The sequence below is a fragment of the Cellulomonas sp. ES6 genome (assembly GCF_030053835.1).
GTDB lineage: Bacteria > Actinomycetota > Actinomycetes > Actinomycetales > Cellulomonadaceae > Cellulomonas.
Genome location: NZ_CP125655.1, coordinates 1,038,672 through 1,064,383 on the forward strand (window position 1 = coordinate 1,038,672; position 25,712 = coordinate 1,064,383).

Consider the following 25,712-nt stretch of genomic DNA (forward strand, 5'->3'; position numbering starts at 1 on the left):
ACGAACGGTCATGTGCGCCATCGTGGCACACGTCACGCGCGCCGTCAGCCCCGTCCACCCCCCGGGACGCCCGCGCACCTCGCCCCACCTGCCAGCTCTCGGCGCTCCGGCGAGGTCGTCACGTCGGGCCGAGGTCGTCACGTCGGCATGACGACCTCGGCCCGGACTGACGACCTCGGCCACGTGGACGCGCTCCGGGTCGGCCGCACCGCGTCAGGCCAGGCGGTGCATCCAGCCGTGCGGGTCCGCGGCGCGGCCGTACTGGATGTCCGTCAGGGCCGCGCGGATGCCGGTGGTCACCGCGCCGGCGGTGCCGTCGCCGACCGTGACGTCGAAGTCCCCGCCCGCGAGCCGCCCGATCGGCGTCACGACGGCGGCCGTGCCGCAGGCGAACACCTCGGCGACCGACCCGTCGCGCAGCCCCGCGAGCAGCTCCGTCAGCGGGATGTCGCGCTCCCGGATCTCCCGGCCCTGCTCGGTCAGCAGCGTGAGGATCGACGACCGGGTGACGCCCTCGAGGATCGACCCGGACAGCCGCGGGGTCGACACCGAGCCGTCGGCGCCGACGACGAACACGTTCATGCCGCCGAGCTCCTCCAGGAGGGTCCCTGTGGCGGCGTCGAGGAAGCACACCTGCTCGCAGCCGCGGGCGTACGCCTCCTGCTGCGGCAGCAGGCTCGCGGCGTAGTTGCCGCCGCACTTGGCCGCCCCCGTGCCGCCGGCGCCCGCGCGGGCGTAGTCCTGGGACACCCAGATGGACACCGGCTTCACGCCGCCGGCGAAGTACGAGCCGACCGGCGAGGCGATGACCAGGTACTCCGCCTGCAGCGACGGCCGCACGCCCAGGAACGCCTCCGACGCGTACATGAACGGCCGCAGGTACAGGCTGGTCTCCTCGCCCGACGGCACCCAGTCGAGGTCGGTGCGCACGAGCGCGGTGATCGACGCGAGGAAGTCCTCGGTCGGGAGCTCGGGCAGGGCCAGGCGGCGCGCGGACCGCTGCAGGCGCTCGGCGTTCGCGGTGGGCCGGAACGTCCAGACCGAGCCGTCGTCGTGCCGGTACGCCTTGAGCCCCTCGAAGATCTCCTGGGCGTAGTGCAGCACCGCGGTCGCGGGGTCGAGCTGCAGCGGGCCGTACTTCTCGACCCGGCGGTCGTGCCAGCCGAGGCCCTGCGTCCAGGAGGCGCGGGCCATGTGGTCGGTGAAGACGGTGCCGAACTTCGGCGTGGCGAGCAGCGACTCCCGCTCGGCCTGGGGGGTGGGGGTGTCGGTGGGGCGGACCTCGAACGCGAGGTCGGTGTCGGAGATGCTCATCGGTGGCGGCCTTTCAACCAGGAGTCGGGACGACGGTACCTGGGCGACGGCCGGGGTGGACAGGCGCGGACGGGTCCGCGCGGGTGGGGCGCTCAGCCGGCGATGCGCGCGGCGAGGTCCTTGCCCACCTCGGCCGTCGACCGTACTCGCGTCCCCCGCTCCGCCACGTCGGCGGCGACCGCGGCCTCGACGCGCGCGGCGGCGTCGTGCTCGCCGAGGTGGTCGAGCAGCAGCGCGACGGACAGCACGGTCGCGGTGGGGTCGGCCTTGCCCTGCCCGGCGATGTCCGGGGCGGAGCCGTGCACGGGCTCGAACATGCTCGGCGCGGTGCGGTCCGGGTTGATGTTCGCGGACGCGGCCAGCCCGATGCCGCCGACGATGGCGCCGGCGAGGTCGGTGAGGATGTCGCCGAACAGGTTGTCGGTGACGATGACGTCGAACCGGGCCGGGTCGGTGACGAGGAAGATCGTCGCCGCGTCGACGTGGAGGTAGTCGACCGTCACGTCGGGGAACTCGGCGTTCACGGCCTCGACGGTGCGCCGCCACAGGTGGCCGGCGTGCACGAGGACGTTGTGCTTGTGCACGAGCGTGAGCTTCTTGCGCGGGCGCGCGGCGGCCCGGGCGAACGCGTCGCGGACCACGCGCTCGACGCCGAACGCGGTGTTGACGCTGACCTCGTTGGCGATCTCGTGCGGCGTCCCCACGCGGATCGCGCCGCCGTTGCCGACGTACGGGCCCTCGGTGCCCTCGCGGACGACCACGAAGTCGACGTCGCCGGGCGCGGCCAGCGGCGACGCGACGCCCGGGTACAGCTTGGCGGGCCGCAGGTTGACGTAGTGGTCGAGCGCGAAGCGCAGCTTGAGCAGCAGCCCGCGCTCCAGCACGCCGGACGGCACGCTCGGGTCGCCGATGGCGCCGAGCAGGATCGCGTCATGCGTGCGGATCGCGGCGAGGTCGTCGTCGGTGAGGGTCTCCCCCGTGGCGTGCCAGCGGCGCGCGCCCAGGTCGAAGTCCGTCGTGGCGACCGTGGTGCCGGTGCCGGACAGCGCCGCCTCCAGCGCGAGCAGCCCCTGCTCCACGACCTCGGTCCCGATGCCGTCACCCGCGACGACCGCCAGGTTGATCTGCTGCGCCATGTCTCCCACCCTAGCCGTGCGTCCCACCCGTCGGGACGACTGTCTCAGCGGTCGGACGACCGCGGGTAGAGCAGCTCGAACCGCTCCACCACCACCGGAGCGCCCGCGTCGCCGCCCGCCCCCGGCTCCCCGGACCGCACGGTCCGCACCTCGGTCGTCCGGATCAGCGCCCCCGGGTGGCCCGCTCCGTCGAGCACGATCGCGAGGTCGCCCCGCACCGGCAGCGGCTGGTCCGCGTCCTCGAGGTCCGCCAGCGCGGTCGAGGACGTCGTCGCCGTGCCGTCGAGCACCCGGGCGAGGAACCGGTCCGCCTCCTCCGGGTCCTCCCCGGCGGACCACGTCGGCGGCACGAGGGTGCCGTGCACGTCCGGCCCGGTCACCGACACCAGCCGCACCACCCCGGCCCGCACCCGCGCGATCTCCCAGAACGTGAGGATCTCCGCGCCCACGTCCACGCCGTCCGCCGGCCCCTCGCTCGTCGCACCCATCCCGCCATCCTCCCCCGCGGACGGACGGAGCGGGGTCCCCGGGACGAATCCCGGGGACCCCTCACCCCCACCTCCGGTCAGCGCGCGGCCGAGCCCACTGCACCTTCGGTCGGGCTCGGCCGCACCCTGCCCTGCGGCGGGTGCTCGTGCCTCACCCCCACCTCCGGTCAGCGCGCGGCCGAGCCCTCCACGTAGTCGGTGTCCGACGGCTTCACCCACGCGAACAGCTTGCGCAGCTCGCGGCCGACGGGCTCGATCGGGTGGTTCTGGCCCTTCGCGCGCAGCGCCTGGAACTCCGGGGCGCCGGCGTCCTGGTCGGCGATGAACCGCTCCGCGAACGCGCCGTTCTGGATGTCCGCGAGGACGGCCTTCATGTTCTCCTTCACGTCGGGCGTGATGACCCGGGGGCCGGAGACGTAGTCGCCGTACTCGGCCGTGTCGGAGACCGACCAGCGCTGCTTGGTGATACCGCCCTCGAAGATGAGGTCGACGATCAGCTTGAGCTCGTGCAGCACCTCGAAGTACGCGACCTCGGGCTGGTAGCCGGCCTCGGTGAGCGTCTCGAACCCGTACTGGATCAGCTGCGACACGCCGCCGCAGAGGACGGCCTGCTCGCCGAACAGGTCGGTCTCGGTCTCCTCGGTGAACGTGGTCTTGATGCCGGCCGCGCGCAGGCCGCCGATGCCCTTGGCGTAGGACAGCGCGAGGTCCCAGGCCGAGCCGGACGCGTCCTGCTCGACGGCGACGATCACCGGCACGCCACGGCCGTCGACGTACTCGCGGCGCACGAGGTGGCCGGGGCCCTTCGGGGCGACCATGACGATGTCGTGCCCGGCCTCGGGCTTGATGTAGCCGAACCGGATGTTGAAGCCGTGGCCGAAGACCAGGGCCGCGCCGTCCTTGAGGTTCGGGGCGATCTCGTCGCGGTAGATGTGCCGCTGCACCTGGTCCGGCGCGAGGATCACGACGACGTCCGCGCCCTGCACGGCCTCGGCGACCCCGGCGACCGCGAGGCCCTCGTTCTCGGCCTTCGCGCGGGACGACGAGCCCTCGCGCAGGCCGACGGTGACGTCGACGCCCGAGTCGCGCAGGTTCAGCGCGTGCGCGTGCCCCTGGCTGCCGTAGCCGATGACGGCGACCTTCTTGCTCTGGATGACCGACAGGTCGGCGTCGTCGTCGTAGAACAGCTCAGCCACGATGGATCTCCTTGTGTGTGGGACGGTGCGGGTCGGGTGGTCAGGCGGACCGGCTCACGCGCTCGAGCGCGCGGTCGGTGATGGAACGCGGCCCGCGGCCGATGGCCACGGTGCCGGACTGGACGATCTCGCGGACGCCGAACGGCTCGAGCGCCGCGAGCAGCGCCGTGAGCTTCGCCGGCGAGCCGGTGGCCTCGATGGTGACGGTGTCGGGCACGACGTCCACCACGTGGGCGCGGAACAGGTCGACGACCTCGAGCACCTGCGTGCGGGTGGCGCCCTCGGCGCGCACCTTCACCAGCAGCAGCTCGCGCTGCACGGAGGCGGCGTCCTCGAGCTCGACGATCTTGATGACGTTGATGAGCTTGTTCAGCTGCTTGGTGACCTGCTCCAGCGGCAGCTCGTCGACGTCGACCACGACCGTGATGCGCGAGATCTCCTCGTGCTCGGTCGGGCCCACGGCGAGGGAGTGGATGTTGAACGAGCGCCGGGCGAACAGGCCCGCGACGCGGGTCAGCACACCGGGCTTGTTCTCCACGAGGACGGAGAGGGTGTGACGGCTCATGATCTGCTCGCTCCCGGGTCAGTCTTCGCGGTCCCACGCCGGGCTGATGCCCCGGGCGTACTGGATGTCGTCGTTGCTCACGCCGGCGGCGACCATCGGCCACACCATCGAGTCGCGCGACACGGTGAAGTCCACGACGACGGGCCGGTCGTCGATCTCCATGGCCCGCTGGATCGTGGCGTCCACGTCCGCGGCGCTCTCGCACCGGAGCCCGACGGCGCCGTACGCGTCGGCGAGCTTCACGAAGTCGGGGACGCGCACCGTGCCGTGCCCGGTGTGCAGGTCGGTGTTGGAGTAGCGCGACTCGTAGAACAGCGTCTGCCACTGCCGGACCATGCCGAGCGAGGAGTTGTTGATCACCGCCACCTTGATCGGGATGTCGTTGATCGTGCAGGTGGCGAGCTCCTGGTTGGTCATCTGGAAGCAGCCGTCGCCGTCGATGGCCCAGACCGTGCGGTCCGGGTCGCCGACCTTCGCCCCCATGGCCGCGGGCACCGAGAAGCCCATGGTCCCGAGCCCGCCGGAGTTCAGCCACGAGTTGGGCCGCTGGTACTTGATGAACTGCGCGGCCCACATCTGGTGCTGCCCGACGCCGGCCACGAAGATCGACTCCGGGCCGGAGATCTCCCCGATGCGGGAGATGACGTGCTGCGGGGCGAGGTGGCCGTCGCTCGGCTCGTCGTAGCCGAGCGGGAACGTCTCGCGCCAGGCGTCGATCTGCCGCCACCACGCCTCGAGGTCCGGCTTGCCGTGGTGCGCCTGCTCCTTGGCGAGCTCCGGCAGCAGGTCGGTGATGACCTCCCGCAGGTCGCCGACGATCGGCACGTCCGCCGCGCGGTTCTTGCCGATCTCCGCGGGGTCGATGTCGGCGTGCACGATGGTCGCGGACGGCGCGAACGACGAGAGCTTGCCGGTGACGCGGTCGTCGAACCGCGCGCCGAGCGCCACGACGAGGTCGGCCTTCTGCAGCGCCGCGACGGCGGCGACCGTGCCGTGCATGCCGGGCATCCCGAGGTGCTGCGGGTGGGTGTCGGGCAGGGCGCCGCGGGCCATGAGGGTCGTCACGACGGCGGCACCGGACGCGTCGACCAGGCGCCGCAGCTCCGCGGAGGCGCCGGAGCGGATGACGCCGCCGCCGACCATGAGCACCGGGCGGCGGGCGGTGGCCAGCAGGCGGGCGGCCTCGCGGATCTGCTTGCCGTGCGGCTTGGTCACCGGGTGGTAGCCCGGCAGGTCCATCTGCTGCGGCCAGCTGAACGTGGTGTCCGTCTGCATGGCCGACTTGGCGATGTCGACCAGCACCGGTCCCGGGCGGCCGGTCGAGGCGATGTGGAACGCCTCGGCGATGGTGCGCGGGATGTCGGCGGGGTCGGTCACGAGGTAGTTGTGCTTCGTGATCGGCAGCGTGATGCCGACGATGTCGGCCTCCTGGAACGCGTCCGTGCCGATCAGCGAGGCGCCGACCTGGCCGGTGATGGCCACCATGGGGATGGAGTCCATGTTCGCGTCGGCGATCGGCGTGACGAGGTTCGTCGCGCCCGGCCCGGAGGTCGCCATGCAGACGCCGACCCTGCCGGTGGCGTGGGCGTACCCGGCGGCCGCGTGGCCGCCGCCCTGCTCGTGCCGCACGAGGATGTGCCGCAGGCGGGTGGAGTCCATGAGCGGGTCGTAGGTCGGCAGGATCGCGCCGCCGGGGATGCCGAAGACGACCTCGGCGCCGGCCTCCTCGAGCGAGCGGACGATCGACTTCGCGCCGGTCACCTGCTCGGTGACGACGGGACGCGGCCGGATCGCGGTGGGCTCGGCGAGCCGCGCGCCGTCGCGCGGCTCGGGGGCGGCGGCCGCGGGTGCGGACGGGGCCGGCCTGCGGGGAGGTGCCGGGTGGGGGCCCTGGACCATCGGTGTCTCCTGGCGTCGGTGCTGGTGGAGCGTGGTGCGGGTGGTGCGGGTGGTGCCGCCGGTGGCGTCCGTCGGCACGAAAAAACCCCTCGAGCCCCTGGGTGGGGCGGGTCGAGGGGTGCGCGCGCTGACGAGGCCTTCCGTGCGTGGCCTCAGCCGGCGCGCCCGGGAAGTACTACGAGGAGGTTCGTCCGCATGTCCGTGACCCTACGCCTGTCGCCGACGGGCTGTCACGCCACGGTCGCGCCGTCTCACATCGTGGTGCACGAGTCCACCTGATGGGCGGTCGCGCCGGGCACCGGCCCCCGCGCGCGCGGACGACCGACGTCGTCCTAGCCTGAGGCGATGATGACGGTCGCCCGAGGTCCTCTGCTCGCCGTCCTCGTCCCGGCGGCGCTGCTGCTGGCCGCGTGCGGCCGGAGCGCCGCGCCCGACGCGGGACCGGACGACGCGTCCGCCCCGCCGTCGGCGAGCGCGCCCGCCGCCACGCCCTCCCCCGGGACGGACCGCCCCGCGCCCGCGCCCTCCGGCACCGCCACCCGGACCCCCGCCGGGGACAGCGGCACCGACGCCGAGCCCTCCGACGACGCGCAGCTCACGGTCACCGGGCTGCGGTCCGGCACCCACCCCGGCTTCGACCGGGTCGTCGTGGACCTCACGGGCACCGGCACCCCGGGATGGCACGTCGAGCGGCAGCACGAGGCCGTGACCGACCCGACCGGCGAGGTGGTCGACCTCACCGGTGACGGCGTGCTCGCGCTCACCGTCACCGGCCTCGGCTACCCGCACGAGACGGGCGCCACCCAGCTCGCGCCCGGCAGCCGCGCCCCGGGCGGCACCGTGGTGACCGGGGCCGAGTTCACCGGCATGTTCGAGGGCCAGGCGCAGGTGTTCCTCGGGCTGACCGACCCGGCGGCGCCGTACGAGGTCTCCCTGCTCGACGACCCGCTGCGGATCGTCGTGGACGTCCAGCGGTCGGTGAGCTGACTCACCGCCGCCGCACCACCCGCGCCTCCCACGGGCGCAGCACCGTCGGCTCCCCCGGCTCGTCGTGGGTGCCGAGCACCAGCTCGCCCCAGGTGCCGTCCGGCGCGGCCGGCCAGTCGTCGCCGAGGTCCACGGACGCGTCCCGGCCCGAGACGTTGACGACCACCAGCAGCGCGTCGCCCGCCAGGGTCCGGGTGAACGCGTAGACCTGCTCGTCCTGCGGCAGCAGCATCGTGAAGTCCCCGAGCGCGACCACGGGGTCGCTGTGCCGCAGCGCGATCAGGCGCCGGTAGTGGTGCAGCACCGACGCGGGGTCGGCGTGCTCGGCGGCGGCGTTCACCTCGACGTGGTTGGGGTTCACGGCCAGCCAGGGCGTGCCGGTCGTGAACCCGGCCTGCGGCGAGGCGTCCCACTGCACGGGCGTGCGCGCGTTGTCCCGGCTCATCGCGGCCAGCCCCGCGAGGAGCTGCTCGTCGGTGGCGGTGCCCAGCGCCCGGGACTGCGCGACGTGGTTCAGCGACTCGATGTCCCGGTACTGGTCGAACCGCGTGAAGTGCGCGTTCGTCATCCCGAGCTCCTCGCCCTGGTAGACGTACGGCGTCCCGCGGTGCAGGTGCAGCAGGGTCGCGAGCGCCTTCGCGGACTCCCGCCGGTACCGGCCGTCGTCCCCGAACCGCGACACGACGCGCGGCTGGTCGTGGTTGTCCCAGTACAGGCTGTTCCAGCCGGCGTCCGCGAGCCCGGCCTGCCAGCGCCCGAACGTCGCCTTGAGGTCGGTCAGCCGCAGCGGCCGCGGGTCGAACTTGCCGCCCGGTCCGTGGTCCAGGCCGACGTGCTCGAACTGGAACACCATGTCGACCTCGCGCCGCGCCGGGTCGGTGTACCGCAGCGCCTCCTCCAGCGTGACGCCGGGCGTCTCGCCCACGGTGAGCAGGGCGCCTTCCCGGCCGTCGAACACCTCGCGGTGCATCTCCTGCAGGAACTCGTGCACCCGCGGGCCGTCGGTGTAGTGCGCGCTGCCGTCGCCCCACACGCCCGCCACGACGGGGCCGTCGGGCAGCGAGGTGTCCTTGGAGATGAGGTTGATGACGTCCATGCGGAAGCCGTCGACCCCCCGGTCCAGCCACCACCGCATCATGGCGTACACGGCCTGCCGGACCTCCGGGTTCTCCCAGTTGAGGTCGGGCTGCTTGCGGCTGAACAGGTGCAGGTAGTACTCGCCCGACACCTCGTCGAGCTCCCACGTGGAGCCGGAGAAGAACGAGTGCCAGTTGGTCGGCTCCGCGCCCGGCTGCCCCGGCGCCATGCCCTCGCGGGGCGGGCGCCACCAGTACCAGTCGCGCTTCGGCGAGTCGACGGACGACCGGCTCTCGACGAACCACGGGTGCTCGTCCGACGTGTGGTTCACGACCAGGTCCATGACGAGCCTCATCCCGCGGGCGTGCATCGCCGCGATCAGCTCGTCCAGGTCCGCCAGCGTGCCGAACACCGGGTCGACGTCCTGGTAGTCGCTGATGTCGTACCCGTTGTCGTCCTGCGGCGAGCGGTAGATCGGCGACAGCCACACGACGTCGACGCCCAGCGCCTCCAGGTGGTCCAGCCGCGACGCGATGCCGCGGAGGTCGCCGACGCCGTCGCCGTCGGAGTCCTGGAACGAGCGCGGGTAGACCTGGTACACGGTGGCGCGGGTCCACCACGGCGCGTCCTCGACGGTGAAAGCCATGCCGCGACCCTCTCACGCGGGCGGGCGCCGAGGTCAGTCGACGTCGCGCCTGCGCAGCACCACCGCCCCGAGCGCGACCAGCGCCGCGGCCACGACGGCGAGCAGCACCCCGCCGTGCAGCATCGAGAGCGTCCGCTCGACGGTGCACGACCCCGCCTGCGGGGCGCCGTCGAGCGGCGGGCACGGCTCCTCGACCCAGTACGACGTGCCTCCGGCCAGCCACGCCTGGAGGGAGGCGCGCAGCGTCCACGGGGTGAGCGCCGGGACGATGCCGGCCAGCACGCTGTCGACGAGCAGCAGCCAGCCGATGCCCACCCCGAGGGCGCCGGCCGCGCTGCGCACGAGGAAGCCGAGCGCGGCACCGACCGCGCCGAGCACCGCCGCCGCCGCGAGCGTCCGCGCCGCCTGGTCGCCGAGCGCGCGCCACACCTCGGCCGTCGTGCCGCCGAGCGTGTCGTACAGCGCCGCGGCCGCCCACGACCCGGCCACGGTGACCGCGAGCGCCGCCGCGGCCGGCACGAGCGCGCCCACGGCCGCGACGACCACCTTGCTCGCGTAGACGCGGCCGCGCTGCGGCACGAACGTCAACCAGGTGCCCAGCGAGCCGGCCGCGATCTCCGCGGTCACGAACGTCACGCCCGAGGCGAAGGCGAGCAGGAGCACGAGCACCGAGGCCCCCGTGAGCCAGCCGCGGGCGCCGTCCGCGAAGGTCGGCTGCCCCGGCAGGTACTGCTCGAGCCGCGGCTCCAGGCTGTCGCACCCCCAGTCGACGTCCGGGTTCGTGGCGCGCTCCTGCTCCTCGCCGCTGCGGCAGTCCTCGAGGTACTGCTCGCCGTGGGCCTCCCAGTCCTCCTGCGCGAGGGCGAGCTGCTGCTCGGCGCTCGCCACCGCCTCCGCCGACGGCGGCCGGACCGAGACGAGCACGCCCGCGACGACCGCGAGCGCCGCCACCACGGACAGCACCGCGAGCCAGCGGATCGCCGCGCGGTACCGGAACCGCCGCGCCTCGACGCGCACGAGCCCGGTCACGAGCGGGCCCGCCGTCCGTGCGGGGCCGGTCGGCCCTGGTACGGCGCGGGGCCGGCGCCCTGCCCGGGGGCTCCCGGCGCGGCGGCCGTGCCCGTCAGGGCGAGGAACACCTGCTCGAGGTCGGCCCGCGCCGGGACGAGCTCGTGCAGGAACAGCCCCTGCTCGGCGAGCGCCCGCGTGATCTCGGCCGGTGCGGCGCCGCCCACGACGAGCGCGCCGGCGCCGTCCGGACGCACCGACCAGCCCCGGGCGGACAGCACCGCGGCCGCCCGCTCCGGCTCCTCCACACCGACCCGCGCCTCCTGCGTGCCGGCACCGGCGACCAGGTCCTCGACCCGCCCGCTCGCGACCAGCCGGCCCTGCGTGACGATCGAGACGGTGTCCGCCACCTGCTGCACCTCGGCCAGGATGTGGCTCGACACCAGCACGGTGCGGCCGGCATCCGCGAGCGAGCGCATCGTCTGGCGCACCTCCCGGATGCCCGCCGGGTCCAGCCCGTTGGTCGGCTCGTCGAAGATCACCAGCTCCGGGTCCTTCAGCAGCGTCGCCGCGATCGCGAGGCGCTGCTTCATACCCAGGGAGTAGGTGCGGAACGGGCTGCCGGCGCGGTCGGCCAGCCCCACGTCCGCGAGCACCCGGTCGACCCGCGCCGGCGGGGTGCCGATCGCCGCGGCGAGCAGCTCCAGGTTGCGGCGACCCGAGAACGCCGGGAAGAACCGCGGCGACTCCACGATGGCGCCCACGCGCCGGACGACGTCGGGCAGCGCCGCCGGGACGGGCCGGTCCAGCACGTGCACGCTGCCCGCGTCGGGGCGCACCAGGCCGAGCAGCATCCGGATGGTCGTGGTCTTGCCGGCGCCGTTCGGGCCGAGGAACCCGTGCACGCCGCCGAGCGGCACGTCGAGGTCCAGGCCGCCGACGGCGACGACCCGGCGGCCGCGGTGACGGTACGTCTTGCGCAGGCCGCGGGTGCTGACCGCGGTCGTGCCGGGCGGGGCCAGGTCGGTCATCGTCCTCCGTCGGTGCCGCGGACGCCGCGTGGCCGGTGCCCGCGGCCGACCCTAGCGGCGGCACCGGCCGTCGCGTGGCCGAACCGGCGGACGCCGCGCAGCGGCACGCTCTAGGGTCGGGAGGGACAGGACGAGCGAGGGGGTCGACGTGCGTCGAGCGAGGGCCGCGGTCACCGCGGCGACGGTGCTGGCGGTGCTCGGGGCGGGGCTCGCCGGCCCCGCGTCCGCGACAGCACCGCACGAGGTCCGCCCGACCGGCGACCCGGCGTCCACCGTGGTGCACGGGCGCGGCACGGCGACCCTCACGGCGGCCGAGGAGCAGGACCTGTCCGCCTACCTCGCCGGCGGGGGTGCCGGGGCGACGGAGCAGCAGGTCGCCGCGCTGCGCGCCCAGGGACGGTTCGCGGAGCTCGTGGCGTCCCTCGCCGCGGAGCACGCCGACGTGTACGCGGGGGCCGCGCTCGAGCCGACGGCGCAGGCCGACGCGTGGATCCTGTTCACCGACCAGCCCTCCCCCGACGTGCTGGAGCAGGTCGCCGGGCTGCCCCTGACCGTCGAGGTGCGGTGGGGCGCACCGGCGACGCAGGCCGAGCTGGAGGACGTCACGGCGACCGCCCTGCAGGCGGTGACCGCCGCGCAGCCCGACGCGGCCGTCGTCGCGTTCGCCGAGCCCGGCGGCGAGGGCGTCACCGTGCAGTACGGCGACGGCCGCACGGAGGACCCCTCGCTGACCGCGGGGCTCGAGGCGGTCGCGGCCGACGCGGTGGCGGACGAGGCGGCGGGTGGCGTCCTCCCCGTCCCCGTCGAGGTGCAGTTCGACCCCGCCGCCGACTCCGACACCCTCGCCCGGGACATCTTCGGCGGCGCCGTGCTGCGCCTCGCCTCCGACCACCGGCCCGAGTGCACCGCGGGCTTCACCGTCCGGCGCGGGGCCGAGCGGGGCCTCATCACCGCCCGGCACTGCGCGAACAAGCTGCACTTCGGCTCCACCGCGAGCCTCCTGCAGTTCGCGGGCGTCGCGCGCACCACGCCCGCGGGCAACGCCATCGACCTGCAGCTCCACCGCCTGATCGGGACCGCCCGGCCCACCGCGCAGTTCCGCGCGACCGCCCTCTCCGACTTCCGCGTGGCCACGGGCGCGAGCGACCCGGTGGTCGGTCAGAGCGTGTGCAAGTGGGGCATGACGTCCGGCTACACCTGCGACACCGTGTACCTGACGAACGTCTGCTACCAGCCGCTCGGCCTCCTGTACTGCGGGCTGTTCGCCACGCAGACCGACACCGCGCTGCCCGGGGACAGCGGCGGCCCGTGGTTCACCGGGACGGAGGCGAACGGGCTCACCTCGGGCGCCGCCGTGATCGACGGCTCCTGGCGGACGCTCGCCACGAAGATCTCCATGTCGCAGAAGTACCTCGGCGCGCAGGTGCTCACCGGCGGCTGACGGCGCGCGGGCCGACGGCGCGCGGGCCCCGGGACGGGGTCGCCCGCGTCAGATCAGCACGGCCCCCGTCGACGCGGACTGGACGAGCTTGGCGTACTTCGCCAGCACGCCGCGGGTGTAGCGGGGCGGCAGCGGCGCCCAGCCGACCCGGCGGGCGGCGAGCTCCTCCTCCGGCACCAGCAGGTCGAGCGTGGCGTTCGCGACGTCCAGCCGGATCCGGTCGCCGTCGCGGACGAACGCGATCGGACCGGCGTCGACCGCCTCGGGCGCGACGTGGCCGACGCACAGACCCGTCGTGCCGCCGGAGAACCGGCCGTCGGTCAGCAGCAGCACGTCCTTGCCCAGGCCGGCGCCCTTGATGGCCCCCGTGATCGCCAGCATCTCGCGCATGCCCGGGCCGCCCTTCGGGCCCTCGTACCGGATGACCACCACGTCGCCGGCCTGGATGGTGCCGTCCTCCAGGGCGTCGAGCGCGGCGCGCTCCCGCTCGAACACCCGGGCGGTGCCCTCGAAGACGTCGGTGTCGAACCCGGCGGACTTCACGACGGCGCCCTCGGGGGCCAGCGACCCGTCGAGGATCGTGATGCCGCCGGTGTGGTGGATCGGGTTGTCGAGCGCACGCAGGATCTTGCCGTCCGGGTCCGGCGGGGCGACGTCGGCGAGGTTCTCCGCGACGGTCCTGCCGGTGACCGTGAGGCAGTCGCCGTGGATCAGGCCCGCGTCGAGCAGGGCCTTCATGACGACGGGCACGCCGCCGATCCGGTCGACGTCCGCCATGACGTACCGGCCGAACGGCTTCAGGTCGCCCAGGTGCGGCACCCGCGCGGCGACCCGCTTGAAGTCGTCCAGCGTCAGCTCGACCTCGGCCTCGTGCGCGATCGCCAGCAGGTGCAGCACCGCGTTGGTGGAGCCACCGAACGCCATGACCACCGCGATCGCGTTCTCGAACGCCTCCTTGGTCATGATCTGCCGGGCGGTGATGCCCTTGCGGAGCAGCTCGACCACGGCCTCGCCGGACCGCAGCGCGACGTTGTCCCGGCGGCGGTCGGCGCTCGGCGGGGCCGCGGAGCCGGGCAGCGACATGCCCATCGCCTCGGCGACCGACGCCATCGTGTTCGCGGTGTACATGCCGCCGCAGGCGCCCTCGCCCGGGCAGATCGCGCGCTCGATCCGGTCGAGGTCACCCTGCGACATGAGGCCGCGGGCGCACGCGCCGACCGCCTCGAACGCGTCGATCAGCGTGACGTCCTTCTCGGTGCCGTCCTCGAGCTTCACCCAGCCGGGCATGATCGACCCGGCGTACACGAACACGCTCGCCAGGTCGAGCCGCGCGGCCGCCATCAGCATGCCGGGCAGCGACTTGTCGCAGCCCGCCAGCAGCACGGAGCCGTCCAGGCGCTCGGCCTGCATCACGGTCTCGACGCTGTCCGCGATGATGTCGCGGCTCACCAGCGAGAAGTGCATGCCCTCGTGGCCCATGGAGATGCCGTCCGACACCGAGATGGTGCCGAACTCCAGCGGGTAGCCGCCGCCGGCGTGCACGCCGTTCTTCACCGCCTGCGCGAGCCGCTGGAGCGACAGGTTGCAGGGGGTGATCTCGTTCCAGGAGCTCGCGACGCCGATCTGCGGCTTGACCCAGTCGTCGTCGCCCATGCCGACGGCGCGGAGCATGCCGCGCGACGCCGTGGCCTCGATGCCGTCGGTCACCTGCCGGGAGCGCGGCTTGATGTCGATGTCCGGGGTGGTCCCGCCCGTGGTCGTCATGAGCCGACTGTAGGCGCGGGCGGCGCGGCGCGCCCCGGACAGGTCGGGCGTGGCGCGCGTGGCGGGCGGCCGGACCGGGCGTCGTGGCGCCCGGTCCGGCCGGGGGTTCAGCCGCGGCGGATGCGGCTCACGTCGCGGACGGCACCGCGGTCCGCGCTCGTCGCCATCGCCGCGTACGCCTGCAGCGCCGGGGACACGTACCGGTCGCGGGCCACCGGCTGCCACGGGTTCTCGCGCGCCTCCATCTTGGCGCGGCGCTCCGCGAGCACGTCGTCGGGGACGTTGACGCGGATCAGCCGGGTCTCGACGTCGATCTCGATCTCGTCGCCGTCCTCGATCAGCCCGATCGTCCCGCCGGCCGCGGCCTCCGGGCTGACGTGGCCGACCGAGATGCCGCTCGACCCGCCGGAGAACCGGCCGTCGGTGATGAGCGCGCAGACCTTGCCGAGACCGCGGCCCTTGATGAAGGACGTCGGGTAGAGCATCTCCTGCATGCCCGGGCCGCCGGCGGGGCCCTCGTAGCGCACGACGACGACGTGGCCCGGCTCGACCTCCTTGCGCAGGATCTTGTCGACCGCCTCGTCCTGCGACTCGCAGACCAGCGCCCGCCCGACGAAGTGGAAGACGTCCGGGTCGATGCCGGCCGTCTTGATGATCGCGCCGTCCTCGGCGAGGTTGCCGCGCAGCACCGCCAGGCCGCCCTCGACCGTGTAGGCGTGCGCGACGTCCCGGATGCAGCCGTTCTCGGCGTCCGTGTCGAGGGACTCCCAGACGTTCGAGGTCGAGAACGCCTGCGTGGTGCGCACGCCGCCCGGCGCCGCGTGGAACAGCGCCTCGGCGCGCTCGGTGGCCTTCCCGCCGCGGATGTCCCAGTCGTCCAGCCACTCCCGCAGCGTGGGGGTGTGCACGCTCGTGACGTCGTGGTCGAGCAGGCCCGCCCGGTCGAGCTCGCCCAGCAGCGCGGGGATGCCGCCGGCGCGGTGCACGTCCTCCATGTGGAAGTCGGGGTGGTTCGGGGCGACCTTCGACAGGCAGGGCACGCGGCGGCTCAGCGCGTCGATGTCGGCGAGCGTGAAGTCGACGCCCGCCTCCTGCGCCGCCGCCAGGATGTGCAGCACCGTGTTGGTGGAGCCGCCCATGGCGACGTCCAGGGTCATGGCGTTGCTGAACGCCGCCCGGGTCGCGATGCCGCGCGGCGCCGCCGTGTCGTCCTCGTCCTCGTAGTAGCGGCGCGCCAGGTCCACGATCGTCCGGCCGGCCTCGAGGAACAGCTCGCGGCGGGCGCTGTGCGTCGCCAGCGTGGAGCCGTTGCCCGGCAGGGACAGGCCCAGCGCCTCGGTCAGGCAGTTCATCGAGTTCGCCGTGAACATGCCGGAGCAGGAGCCGCACGTCGGGCAGGCGTTCTCCTCGACCGTGGCCAGCGCCTGGTCGGAGACGGCGTCGTCCGCGGAGTAGTTGATCGCGTTGATGAGGTTGAGGTGGGTCTTCGCGACGCCGTCCGCGACGACCGCCTTGCCGGCCTCCATCGGGCCGCCGGACACGAAGATCACCGGGATGTTGAGCCGCAGCGCGGCGTTCAGCATGCCGGGGGTGATCTTGTCGCAGTTCGAGATGCACACCAGGGCGTCCGCGCAGTGCGCCTGCACCATGTACTCGACCGAGTCGGCGATGAGGTCGCGGCTGGGCAGCGAGTAGAGCATCCCGGCGTGGCCCATCGCGATGCCGTCGTCGACCGCGATGGTGTTGAACTCCTTCGCGACGCCGCCGGCCTCCTGGATCGCCGAGGCGACGAGGTCGCCCATGTCCTTGAGGTGCACGTGGCCGGGGACGAACTGCGTGTACGAGTTCGCGATGGCGATGATCGGCTTGCCGAAGTCCTCCGAGCCCATGCCGGTGGCCCGCCACAGCGCGCGGGCGCCGGCCATGTTGCGGCCGTGGGTCGAGGTACGGGAGCGCAGGGGACGGCTCACGGGACAGCTCCTTCGGACGTGCAGGGCGTCGCCGCCGCGGTGACGCCCGGACACGGTACGTCCGTGCTGGCCGGGAGCGTGCGGCACGTCCGCCCTGTGATCGACCAGCTGCTGGACGGTCACCGCGCCCGGGCGGCGTTCAGCCCAGCCCGCGCTCCTGCCACGTGCAGACGCACGCCTCGTTCCCCTCCGGGTCGGCGAGCACCCAGAACGCGGGTGCGCGGCTGTCCGACACCAGCCTGCCCCCGGCCGCGAGCGCGGCGGCCACGCGGGCCTCGGCCTGGTCGTGCGGGACGGTCACGTCCACGTGGATGCGGTTGCGCTGGGGGCGCGGGGCGTCCATCTGCTGGAACCAGTAGCCCGGGCCGAGACCGGCGGGGTCGGCGAGCACGTGGTCGTCGGGGTCCGTGCCCGGCTCGGTGCCGTAGCCGAGCACCGCTCGCCAGAACGGCGCGACCGCCGGGATGTCCAGCGCGTCGACCGCCACCTCCTGCGACGTGAGGAGCCCGGGGTCCCCCGCGACGCCCAGCTCGTCCGCCGCGCGGGACACGGCATCCGCGAGCGCAAGGTCGGTCTCGGTGAGCCCGTGGGCCGACCAGGTGGTCGTGCGCACGTGGACCTGGTCGGGGCGCAGGGTGACGTCCGGCCGCGCACCCAGCCGCTCCGCCTCCGCGGCGACCCGCGCGACGAGCGCCGCACCGGTGGCGAGGTCGCCGGTGCGGAACGCGGCCTGCAGCCACAGCAGCAGCACCCGCCAGTGGCGGGCGTCGACGCGGGCCGTGGCCGCGGCGGGGCCGACGACGGGGCGGGCGGCACCCGCGGACGGGCCTGTCGGCTGCGCGGAGCCGGGCGAGGAGGTCTCCATGCGCCGAGCCTGCCACCGGGGTCCGACATCCCCGACGGCCCGGGCTTGCAGTTGACGCGACGTCAACGCCTACGGTCGGTCGACGACGGCGGACCTCCCGCCGTCGGAGGCGGAGGAGCGACCATGACGAGCACCGGCCCGGGCACCGAGCGGTGGACCACGGCGGAGCTCGTGCGCCTGTCGGGCGTCACGTCGCGCACCCTGCGCCACTACGACGCGATCGGCCTGGTCCGTCCCGTCGGCACCGCGCCGGGTGGCCAGCGCGTGTACGGGCGGCCCGAGCTGCTGCGGCTGCAGCAGGTGCTGGTGCTGCGGGAGCTCGGCGTCGGTCTCGCGGGCATCGCCCGGGTCCTCGACGCACGGGACGACCCCGCCGCGCAGGCCGCACGGCTCCGCGAGCACCACACCTGGCTGCTGGCCGAGCGGGACCGGTTCGACCGGCTCGCCCGCACCGTCGCCTCCACCGTCGAGTCCCTGGAAGGGGGCACCGTCATGTCCGTCGAGCACCTGTACGAGGGCTTCGACCACCGCCGTTACGAGCCGGAGGCGCGCGAGCGCTGGGGGGACGCCGCCGTGGACCGCAGCAACCGGGCCTGGGAGTCGATGTCCGACGAGGAGCGGACCGCCCACCAGGCCGAGGGCCGTGCGCTCAGCGAGGCGCTCGCCGACGCCCTGCGCGCCGGCACGCCCGCGGGCGACCCCGCCGTCCGCGACCTCGTCGCCCGCCACCACGCGTGGGTGTCGCTGTTCTGGACCCCCACGCCGGAGGCCTACCGGGGGCTGGCCGCGACGTACACGGACGACCCGCGGTTCCGGGCGACGTACGACGCCGTCGCGCCGGGGCTCGCCGCGTACCTGCGGGCGGCCGTCGACGCGCACGCCGACGCCGTCGCCGGGGGCTGACCCGCCGGGGGGAAGCACCCGCGGGCGCCGCGAGATCGGGACCATCGGCCCATCCGCGCGGTCGGCGCGCGCGGGACCCTGAACTCGGTGTCGGACCACCGGCCGTCTCTCCCCCGGGGCGGCCACCGGGCCACCAGCCCGCGGTCCAGCCTGGTCACCTGGTGACGACGACCCGTCCCAGGTACCCCCAGTCGAGGCACCATCGGCTCATCGCCCGGGCCGGTGGTGCCTCGACGTCTGCCCGGGGACGTGCGGCCGGGCCGCCCGTGCCGCCGGCTCCCCCGCCCTGCCCGCTCCGCCCCGCGCGGCACGCGCCGGGCGGGACGTCCGCCAGGCTCGCGGGCTCCGGTCGGTGTGGCTACGGTCGGCCGATGACCGCCATCCACTGGTTCCGTCGCGACCTGCGCCTCGGCGACAACCCGGCGCTGCACGCGGCGGCCGACGAGGGCGACGTCGTGGCGCTGTACGTGCTGGACCCGCGCCTCTGGGCGGCCGCGGGGGCTCCGCGCCGCGCGTACCTGGCCCGGAGCCTCGCGGCGCTCGACGAGCAGACCGGCGGGCGGCTCCTCGTGCGGCACGGCGACCCCCGCGACGTCGTGCCGGGCGTGGCCCGCGAGGTGGGGGCCTCCGGGGTCCACGTCGCGGCCTCCGTCGAGCCGTACGGGCGGCGCCGCGACGACGCGCTCGAGCGCCTGCTCGCCGACGACGGCGTCCCCCTGGTCCGGACGGGATCGAGCTACGCCGTCACGCCCGGGCGGGTCCGCAACGCCGCGGGCGACCCGTACCAGGTGTTCACCCCGTTCCGTCGGGCGTGGCGCGAGCACGGCTGGCACTCCCCGGCCCCGGACGCGGCGGCGACAGCCCGCCGGGTGGCGTTCGCGGACGCCGGGCGGGGCGAGGCCGTCCCCGACGCCCCGGTGCCGGACGGCCTGGAACTGCCCCACGCCGGCGAGATCGCCGCGCTCGAGCGCTGGGCCGAGGTGCTGGACGGCGGGGTCGCGCGCTACGCCGACGAGCGCGACCGGCCGGACCTCGACAGCACGTCGCGCCTGTCGGTCCCGCTCAAGTGGGGCGAGATCCACCCGCGCACCGTCCTGGCCGACCTGGCACGCCGGCGCGGAGACGGCGCCGAGACGTTCCGCAGCCAGATCGCCTGGCGCGAGTTCCACGCCGACGTGCTGCTGCACCACCCGCGGGCCGCGCGGGAGTCGCTGACGCCCGTCCTGCCCGAGGACGCGTGGGCGACGGGCACCCGCGAGCAGGAGGCGTTCGACGCGTGGGCCGCAGGACGCACCGGCTACCCCTTCGTCGACGCCGGGATGCGGCAGCTCCGCCACGAGGGCTGGATGCACAACCGCGTGCGGATGGTCGTCGCGTCGTTCCTGGTCAAGGACCTGCACGTGCGGTGGCAGCGCGGCGCGGACCACTTCATGGCCTGGCTGGTGGACGGCGACGTGCCGCAGAACCAGCTCAACTGGCAGTGGGTCGCGGGGACCGGACGTGACGCGGCACCGTACTTCCGGATCTTCAACCCCGTCACGCAGGGCACGAGGTTCGACCCCGACGGTCGCTACGTGCGCCGCTGGGTGCCCGAGCTGCGCGACGTCCCGGGGCGCGCGGTGCACGAGCCCTGGAAGCTGCCGCGCTCCGCAGCCCCCGGCTACCCGGAGCGCGTCGTCGACCACGCGCAGGAGCGTGATGTCAGCCTCGGCGCGTACCAGTCGATGCGCTGAGCCGGCCGGTGCGCCGAGCCGGGCGACGCGTCGAGCCGGGCGACGGGCCGAACGGGTCGACGGGCCGCACCGGGCGACTCGCGGAGCACCGGTCGACGGGCTGCGCGGGACGACGCGCTGAGCCTCCCTGACCGGGACCTCGGTCCCGTCGAGGAGCCTCGCCGGCCCCCCGGAACCGGTCGCGCGGGCCGTCCCCGGAGGGCCCGGGACCTTCGACCCGTGCGCGCCCCGGACGGCCGGCGCCAGATTGGGAACGTCGTCACAAAGACGTGAACCCGACCGGAGGCTCTCATGACCGCGACCGTGACACCTCGCAGCAGCTCCACCACCACCACCGCCCTGCCGGCCCAGGAGGAGGTGGTCACCGCCCTCGGCGCGCGCCGCGTGCTGGCCCTGACCCGCCTCGCCACCGGCTTCATCTTCCTGTGGGCGTTCCTCGACAAGACGTTCGGGCTCGGCTACGCCACGCCGTCCGAGCGGGCCTGGGTCAACGGCGGGACGCCGAGTCAGGGCTTCCTCACCAGCCCCGCCGTCGTCGGACCGTTCCAGGGCTTCTTCCAGGGCATCGCCAGCCCGCTGACGGACGTGCTGTTCATGCTCGGCATGCTCGGCGTCGGCGCCGCGGTGATGCTCGGCATCGGGCTGCGCGTCGCCGCGTGGTCCGGCTCGATCATCATGGTGATGATGTGGATGGCCGAGTGGCCGCTCGTCGAGGGCTCCACCAACCCGCTGGTCGACTACCACATCATCTACGCGCTGACCCTCGTCGTGCTGGCGACCTGCCTGGCCGGCGACACGTGGGGCCTGGGGCGCTGGTGGCGCGAGCTGCCGGTGGTCCGCGCGCAGCGCTGGCTGCGCTGATCCACGGCGGGCGGGCGCCGGAACCGCCGACCCCGTCGCCGCACCGACCCGAGGCGCTCGTCCCGCTGCTGCGGGGCGGGCGCCTCGGCGCGTCGCCCTGGGACCTAGGTCCCGGTCTCGTCGCGTCCGGGCACCGGTCGCTGCGGCCACGGCCGACGCCCACTCGCCTCACGATGGGCCCAAGGTCCCGGTCCACCCTCACGAAGGGCCCATTTCGGGCCATCCCGACCGCCCTGGGCGGGGACCTGGGACTTTCGGCCAAGGCGTCGGGCCCCACGCGGGTGGAGATTGGGAATGTCATCACAAGGACGACGACCTACCTGAACGGACGTGAGCAGACGATGGCCACGATCACCCCCACCCGGACCAGCGGCACCGCCGAGACCCGCACGCACGACGACGTCGTCACGTCGGTCGGCGCGCGCCGGACGCTCGCGGCCCTGCGCCTGGCGACCGGCTTCATCTTCCTCTGGGCCTTCCTCGACAAGACCTTCGGCCTGGGCTACTCGACCCCCTCCGAGAACGCCTGGGTCAACGGCGGCGCGCCCAGCCAGGGCTTCCTCAACAGCCCCGCTGTCATCGGCCCGTTCCAGGGCTTCTTCCAGGGCATCGCCAGCCCGGTCACCGACGTGCTGTTCATGCTCGGCATGCTCGGCGTCGGCGCGGCCGTGATGCTCGGCATCGGCACCCGCGTGGCCGCCGTCGCCGGCACCGCCATCATGCTGATGATGTGGGCCGCCGAGTGGCCGCTGCAGTCGGGCTCGACCAACCCGCTGGTCGACTACCACATCGTCTACGCGCTGGCCCTGATCCTCGTGGCGTTCGCCGCGGGCGGCGACACCTGGGGCCTCGGCCGCTGGTGGAAGAGCCTGCCGCTGGTGCAGAAGAACCGCTGGCTCGTCTGAGCCGCACCGACTCGAGGCGCCGGTCCCCTCCCTCCGGGGGGCCGGCGCCTCGTGCTGTCCCGGGCGGCGGGGACGGCGGCATGCGTCCTCCGGCGGGCGGGTGTCAGGCGGTGCGCAGCGCGCGGTACTCGTCCTCGAGCATCGCCATCATGATCGCGTCGCACCAGCCGTCCCCGTCGCGGTAGGCGTCACGCAGCCGCCCCTCGACGCGGAACCCGATGTTCTCGTACAGCGAGAACGCGCGGGCGTTGATGCTCAGCACGTCCAGGCCGACGCGGTGCAGCCCGATGCCGTCGAACGCCAGCCCGAGCACCAGCTCGATCGCCTCCGTGCCGTAGCCCCGCCCCCGGTACGCCGGCCGCATGACGAGTCGCAGGTTGGCCGAGCCGACCACCTCGTCGATCTCGTTGAGGACGATCTCGCCGAGGTACTCGTCGGACCCGTTCGCCGTGATGGCCAGGTCGATCCGGCCCGGCTGGCCGGCGACGGTCGCGCACCAGCGCTCGACCTGCTCGCGCGTGAAGACGGTCGTCGTCCCCGTGGTCCGCATCCCCTCCGGGTCGCTGACCATGTCCCACATCGCCGGCGCGTCCTCTGCGCGGATCGGCCGCAGGCGGATCATCTCGCCCTCGAGCGTCGGCTTGTCCATCAGGCCTCCTGTCGTCGCGCCCGAGCCTAGGCAGGCACGGTCACGGGCATGTTTCGGGCGCGCGCAGAGCGTGGGCCCGCACGCGTTCGGGCCGCCGGGGCTCGCGCTCGCCGCGCGTTCGGACCGCGCGGGCTCGGGCCCGGCACGCGTTCGGACCGCTCGGGCTCGGTTCCGGCACGCGTTCGGACCGCTCGGGCTCAGGCCCCGCCCGGCGGCGGCGCACCCGGGGGGCGCCGCCGCCGCGCTGAGGTCAGCCCTGGGCGACCCGCTCGAGCACGAGCTCGCGCACGCGCCCGGCGTCGGCCTGACCGCGGGTGGCCTTCATGACCGACCCGATGATCGCGCCGACCGGTCCGAGGTTCCCGGAGCGGATCTTCTCGGCGATGTCGGGCTGGGCCGCGAGCGCGGCGTCGATCGCCTCGAGCAGGGGTCCGTCGTCCGACACGACCTCGAGCCCGCGCGCGACGACGACCGCCTCCGGGTCGCCCTCCCCCGCGAGCACGCCCTCGAGCACCTGCCGCGCGAGCTTGTCGTTGATCCGACCCGCGTCGACGAGCTGCTGGAGCTGGCCGATCTGCGTCGGGGTGATCGGGAGCTCGCCGAGCTCGACGTCCTGGGTCTTGGCGGTGCGCGCGAGCTCGCCCATCCACCACTTGCGGGCCGCCGCGGGGCTCGCTCCCGCGGCCACGGTCGCCTCGATCAGCTCGACGGCCCCGGCGTTGACCACGTCACGCATCTCGGCGTCGGCGTAGCCCCACTCGCCCTGCAGCCGGCGACGCCGCGCGGCGGGGAGCTCGGGCAGCGCGGCGCGGATCTCCTCGACCCACGCGCGGGACGGGGCGACGGGCACCAGATCGGGCTCCGGGAAGTACCGGTAGTCCTCGGCGTCCGACTTCACGCGGCCCGCCGTCGTGACGCCGGTGTCCTCGTGCCAGTGCCGGGTCTCCTGCGTGACCGTCCCCGCGGCGTCGAGGATCGCGGCCTGCCGGCTGATCTCGTACCGGACGGCGCGCTCGACGGACCGGAACGAGTTGACGTTCTTGGTCTCGGTGCGGGTGCCCAGCGGCGAGGTCGGCGTCGGGCGCAGCGACACGTTGACGTCCGCCCGCACGTTGCCGCGCTCCATGCGGGCCTCCGACACCTCGAGGGCGCGGAAGATGTCGCGGAGCGTCTGGACGTACGCCCGGGCCACCTCCGGAGCGCGCTCGCCCGCGCCGGTGATCGGCCGGGTGACGATCTCCACGAGCGGGATGCCCGCGCGGTTGTAGTCGACGAGCGAGTACTCCGCACCGTGGATCCGGCCCGTGGACCCGCCGACGTGGGTGTTCTTGCCCGCGTCCTCCTCCATGTGCGCGCGCTCGATCTCCACGCGGAACACGGTGCCGTCCTCCAGCTCGACGTCGAGGTACCCGTCGTGGGCGATCGGCTCGTCGTACTGCGAGGTCTGGAAGTTCTTGGGGACGTCCGGGTAGAAGTAGTTCTTCCGCGCGAACCGGCACGACTCCGCGATCTCGCAGTTCAGCGCCAGGCCGATGCGGATGGCGTACTCCACCGCGGTGCCGTTGACGGCCGGCAGCGCCCCGGGCAGGCCGAGGGACACCGGCGTGACGGCGGTGTTGGGCTCCGCGCCGAACGTCTGCGGGGCGCCGTCGAACATCTTGGTGGCGGTGCCGAGCTCGACGTGCACCTCGATGCCGATCACCGGGTCGAACCGGGACACTGCCTCGTCGTAGTCGACCAGGTCGACGGTCCGGGTGCTCACTCGCCCACCTCCAGCTCAGGAGCCTCGGCGAGCAGCGGGCCGCCCCAGCTCTTCTCCAGCAGCGCCTCGAGCGCGGCGCCCACGCGGTACAGCCGGTCGTCGGCCTTGGCCGGGGCCAGCACCTGGAAGCCGACGGGCAGGCCGTCGTCCGACAGGCCGTTCGGCAGCGACATGCCCGGCACACCGGCGAGGTTCGCCGGGATGGTGGCCACGTCATTGAGGTACATCGCCAGCGGGTCGTCGAGCTTCTCGCCGAGCTTGAACGCCGTGGTGGGCGCCGTCGGGGAGACCAGCACGTCGGCCTGCTCGAACGCGGCGGCGAAGTCGCGCTGGATGAGCGTGCGGACCTTCTGCGCCGAGCCGTAGTAGGCGTCGTAGTAGCCCGCCGACAGCGCGTAGGTGCCGAGGATGATGCGGCGCTTGACCTCGTCGCCGAAGCCCGCGCCGCGGGTCGCGGCCATGACGCGCTCGGCGGTCACGGGGCCCTCCGACGGCTCGACCCGCAGGCCGAACCGCATGCCGTCGAACTTGGCCAGGTTGCTGGACGCCTCGGACGGCAGGATCAGGTAGTAGGCGCCGAGGGCGTACTCGAAGTGCGGGCAGGAGACCTCGACGATCTCGGCGCCCGCGCCGCGGAGCAGCTCCAGGGACTCCTCGAACCGCGCGAGCACGCCGGGCTGGTAGCCCTCGCCCTGCAGCTCGCGGATCACGCCGACGCGCACGCCGGTGAGGTCACCGGAGGCGCCCTCACGGGCCGCGGCGACCAGGCCGGGCAGCGGCTCCGGGATGGACGTCGAGTCGCGCGGGTCGTGGCCGCCGATCAGCTCGTGCAGCAGGGCCGAGTCGAGCACGGTGCGCGTGACCGGGCCGGCCTGGTCCAGGGACGAGGCCAGCGCGATGAGGCCATAGCGGGAGACCGAGCCGTACGTCGGCTTCACGCCGACGGTGCCGGTGACGGCGCCCGGCTGGCGGATCGAGCCGCCGGTGTCGGTGCCGATGGCCAGCGGGGCCTCGTAGGCCGCGACCGCCGCGGCGGACCCGCCGCCGGAGCCGCCGGGGATGCGCTCCAGGTCCCAGGGGTTGTGCGTGTTGCCGTAGGCCGAGTGCTCGGTCGACGACCCCATGGCGAACTCGTCCATGTTGGTCTTGCCGAGGATCGGCAGGCCGGCGGCCTTGATCCGCTCGACCAGGGTCGCGTCGTACGGCGGCACCCAGCCCTCGAGGATCTTCGAGCCGGCGGTGGTCGGCAGGCCCTGCGTGACGACGACGTCCTTGACGGCGATCGGCACGCCCGCGAGCGGGTGCAGGTCCTCGCCCGCGGCGCGGCGCGCGTCGACGTCGGCGGCCGTGGCCAGCGCCTCCTCGGCCGAGACGTGCAGGAACGCGTGCACGGCGGGATCGACGGCGGCGATCCGGTCCAGGTGCGCCTGCGTGACCTCGACGCTGGTGACCTCGCGCGCAGCGAGCCGGTCGGCGATCTCCGCGGCGGAGAGACGGGTCAGGTCGGTCATC

General features: G+C 74.2%; 20 protein-coding genes and 1 pseudogene. 6 read left to right on the plus strand and 15 right to left on the minus strand.

The features are described from left to right. Nucleotides 1–213: 213 nt before the first annotated feature. The 6 genes and pseudogenes from P9841_RS04955 to P9841_RS04980 form a co-directional block, all read right to left on the minus strand. Nucleotides 214–1,314, minus strand: coding sequence for a branched-chain amino acid aminotransferase (locus tag P9841_RS04955; RefSeq protein WP_283320964.1), 1,101 nt, complete (start codon nucleotides 1,312–1,314; stop codon nucleotides 214–216). 92 nt (nucleotides 1,315–1,406) lie between these two features. Continuing rightward, on the minus strand, nucleotides 1,407–2,450 hold the full coding sequence (locus P9841_RS04960; protein WP_283320965.1) for a 3-isopropylmalate dehydrogenase: 1,044 nt from the start codon (nucleotides 2,448–2,450) through the stop codon (nucleotides 1,407–1,409). Between the two features lie 44 nt (nucleotides 2,451–2,494). Next, on the minus strand, nucleotides 2,495–2,938 hold the full coding sequence (locus tag P9841_RS04965) for an ASCH domain-containing protein (protein ID WP_283320966.1): 444 nt from the start codon (nucleotides 2,936–2,938) through the stop codon (nucleotides 2,495–2,497). A 167-nt stretch (nucleotides 2,939–3,105) separates the two neighbouring features. Then, nucleotides 3,106–4,152: pseudogene (gene ilvC, locus P9841_RS04970) on the minus strand (ketol-acid reductoisomerase); the annotation flags it as partial. 22 nt (nucleotides 4,153–4,174) lie between these two features. Beyond that, nucleotides 4,175–4,699, minus strand: a complete 525-nt coding sequence (ilvN, locus tag P9841_RS04975) for an acetolactate synthase small subunit (RefSeq protein WP_222171754.1) — start codon at nucleotides 4,697–4,699, stop codon at nucleotides 4,175–4,177. Nucleotides 4,700–4,717: 18 nt separating this feature from the next. Next, a complete protein-coding gene (locus P9841_RS04980; protein ID WP_283321857.1) occupies nucleotides 4,718–6,598 on the minus strand; it encodes an acetolactate synthase large subunit in 1,881 nt (626 codons plus the stop codon). A 345-nt stretch (nucleotides 6,599–6,943) separates the two neighbouring features. On the opposite strand from P9841_RS04980, the gene P9841_RS04985 reads away from it, so the two are divergent. Next, the gene (locus P9841_RS04985) at nucleotides 6,944–7,585 is read left to right on the plus strand and encodes an AMIN-like domain-containing (lipo)protein (RefSeq protein ID WP_283320967.1); all 642 of its coding nucleotides are present in this window, start codon (nucleotides 6,944–6,946) and stop codon (nucleotides 7,583–7,585) included. 1 nt (nucleotide 7,586) lies between these two features. Here the strand turns inward: P9841_RS04985 and P9841_RS04990 are convergent, their stop codons facing one another. The 3 genes from P9841_RS04990 to P9841_RS05000 are packed head-to-tail and all read right to left on the minus strand — an operon-like array spanning nucleotide 7,587 to nucleotide 11,347. Then, nucleotides 7,587–9,308, minus strand: coding sequence for a glycoside hydrolase family 13 protein (locus P9841_RS04990; protein ID WP_283320968.1), 1,722 nt, complete (start codon nucleotides 9,306–9,308; stop codon nucleotides 7,587–7,589). Between the two features lie 33 nt (nucleotides 9,309–9,341). Beyond that, nucleotides 9,342–10,337 (minus strand): ABC transporter permease subunit, encoded by a 996-nt coding sequence (locus P9841_RS04995; RefSeq protein WP_283320969.1) that lies wholly within the window; start codon nucleotides 10,335–10,337, stop codon nucleotides 9,342–9,344. Further along, a complete protein-coding gene (locus P9841_RS05000) occupies nucleotides 10,334–11,347 on the minus strand; it encodes an ABC transporter ATP-binding protein (RefSeq protein WP_283320970.1) in 1,014 nt (337 codons plus the stop codon). Before P9841_RS05000 ends, P9841_RS04995 begins: the two co-directional genes overlap by 4 nt. Nucleotides 11,348–11,495: 148 nt before the next feature. On the opposite strand from P9841_RS05000, the gene P9841_RS05005 reads away from it, so the two are divergent. Beyond that, a complete protein-coding gene (locus P9841_RS05005; RefSeq protein ID WP_283320971.1) occupies nucleotides 11,496–12,788 on the plus strand; it encodes a S1 family peptidase in 1,293 nt (430 codons plus the stop codon). Between the two features lie 48 nt (nucleotides 12,789–12,836). Here the strand turns inward: P9841_RS05005 and ilvD (P9841_RS05010) are convergent, their stop codons facing one another. The 3 genes from ilvD (P9841_RS05010) to P9841_RS05020 form a co-directional block, all read right to left on the minus strand. Continuing rightward, nucleotides 12,837–14,552 (minus strand): dihydroxy-acid dehydratase, encoded by a 1,716-nt coding sequence (gene ilvD / locus P9841_RS05010; protein WP_283320972.1) that lies wholly within the window; start codon nucleotides 14,550–14,552, stop codon nucleotides 12,837–12,839. A gap of 107 nt (nucleotides 14,553–14,659) precedes the next feature. Next, on the minus strand, nucleotides 14,660–16,522 hold the full coding sequence (gene ilvD / locus P9841_RS05015) for a dihydroxy-acid dehydratase (RefSeq protein WP_283320973.1): 1,863 nt from the start codon (nucleotides 16,520–16,522) through the stop codon (nucleotides 14,660–14,662). Between the two features lie 139 nt (nucleotides 16,523–16,661). After that, nucleotides 16,662–17,387 (minus strand): 4a-hydroxytetrahydrobiopterin dehydratase, encoded by a 726-nt coding sequence (locus P9841_RS05020; RefSeq protein WP_283320974.1) that lies wholly within the window; start codon nucleotides 17,385–17,387, stop codon nucleotides 16,662–16,664. Between the two features lie 123 nt (nucleotides 17,388–17,510). Between P9841_RS05020 and P9841_RS05025 the strand changes: the two genes are divergently transcribed. The 4 genes from P9841_RS05025 to P9841_RS05040 all read left to right on the plus strand — a co-directional run bounded on the left by P9841_RS05025 (nucleotide 17,511) and on the right by P9841_RS05040 (nucleotide 21,789). Then, the gene (locus tag P9841_RS05025; RefSeq protein ID WP_283320975.1) at nucleotides 17,511–18,290 is read left to right on the plus strand and encodes a MerR family transcriptional regulator; all 780 of its coding nucleotides are present in this window, start codon (nucleotides 17,511–17,513) and stop codon (nucleotides 18,288–18,290) included. Nucleotides 18,291–18,661: 371 nt separating this feature from the next. After that, on the plus strand, nucleotides 18,662–20,023 hold the full coding sequence (locus tag P9841_RS05030) for a cryptochrome/photolyase family protein (protein WP_283320976.1): 1,362 nt from the start codon (nucleotides 18,662–18,664) through the stop codon (nucleotides 20,021–20,023). Between the two features lie 291 nt (nucleotides 20,024–20,314). Then, nucleotides 20,315–20,884, plus strand: a complete 570-nt coding sequence (locus P9841_RS05035; protein ID WP_283320977.1) for a DoxX family protein — start codon at nucleotides 20,315–20,317, stop codon at nucleotides 20,882–20,884. Between the two features lie 341 nt (nucleotides 20,885–21,225). After that, a complete protein-coding gene (locus P9841_RS05040; protein ID WP_283320978.1) occupies nucleotides 21,226–21,789 on the plus strand; it encodes a DoxX family protein in 564 nt (187 codons plus the stop codon). A gap of 103 nt (nucleotides 21,790–21,892) precedes the next feature. Here the strand turns inward: P9841_RS05040 and P9841_RS05045 are convergent, their stop codons facing one another. From P9841_RS05045 to gatA, 3 genes are all read right to left on the minus strand, one after another. Then, nucleotides 21,893–22,438, minus strand: coding sequence for a GNAT family N-acetyltransferase (locus P9841_RS05045; protein ID WP_283320979.1), 546 nt, complete (start codon nucleotides 22,436–22,438; stop codon nucleotides 21,893–21,895). 250 nt (nucleotides 22,439–22,688) lie between these two features. Further along, nucleotides 22,689–24,200: an Asp-tRNA(Asn)/Glu-tRNA(Gln) amidotransferase subunit GatB gene (gene gatB, locus P9841_RS05050; RefSeq protein WP_283320980.1), complete on the minus strand. Its 1,512-nt coding sequence runs from the start codon at nucleotides 24,198–24,200 to the stop codon at nucleotides 22,689–22,691. Then, a complete protein-coding gene (gatA, locus tag P9841_RS05055; RefSeq protein ID WP_283320981.1) occupies nucleotides 24,197–25,711 on the minus strand; it encodes an Asp-tRNA(Asn)/Glu-tRNA(Gln) amidotransferase subunit GatA in 1,515 nt (504 codons plus the stop codon). Before gatA ends, gatB begins: the two co-directional genes overlap by 4 nt. Nucleotide 25,712: the final 1 nt, after the last annotated feature.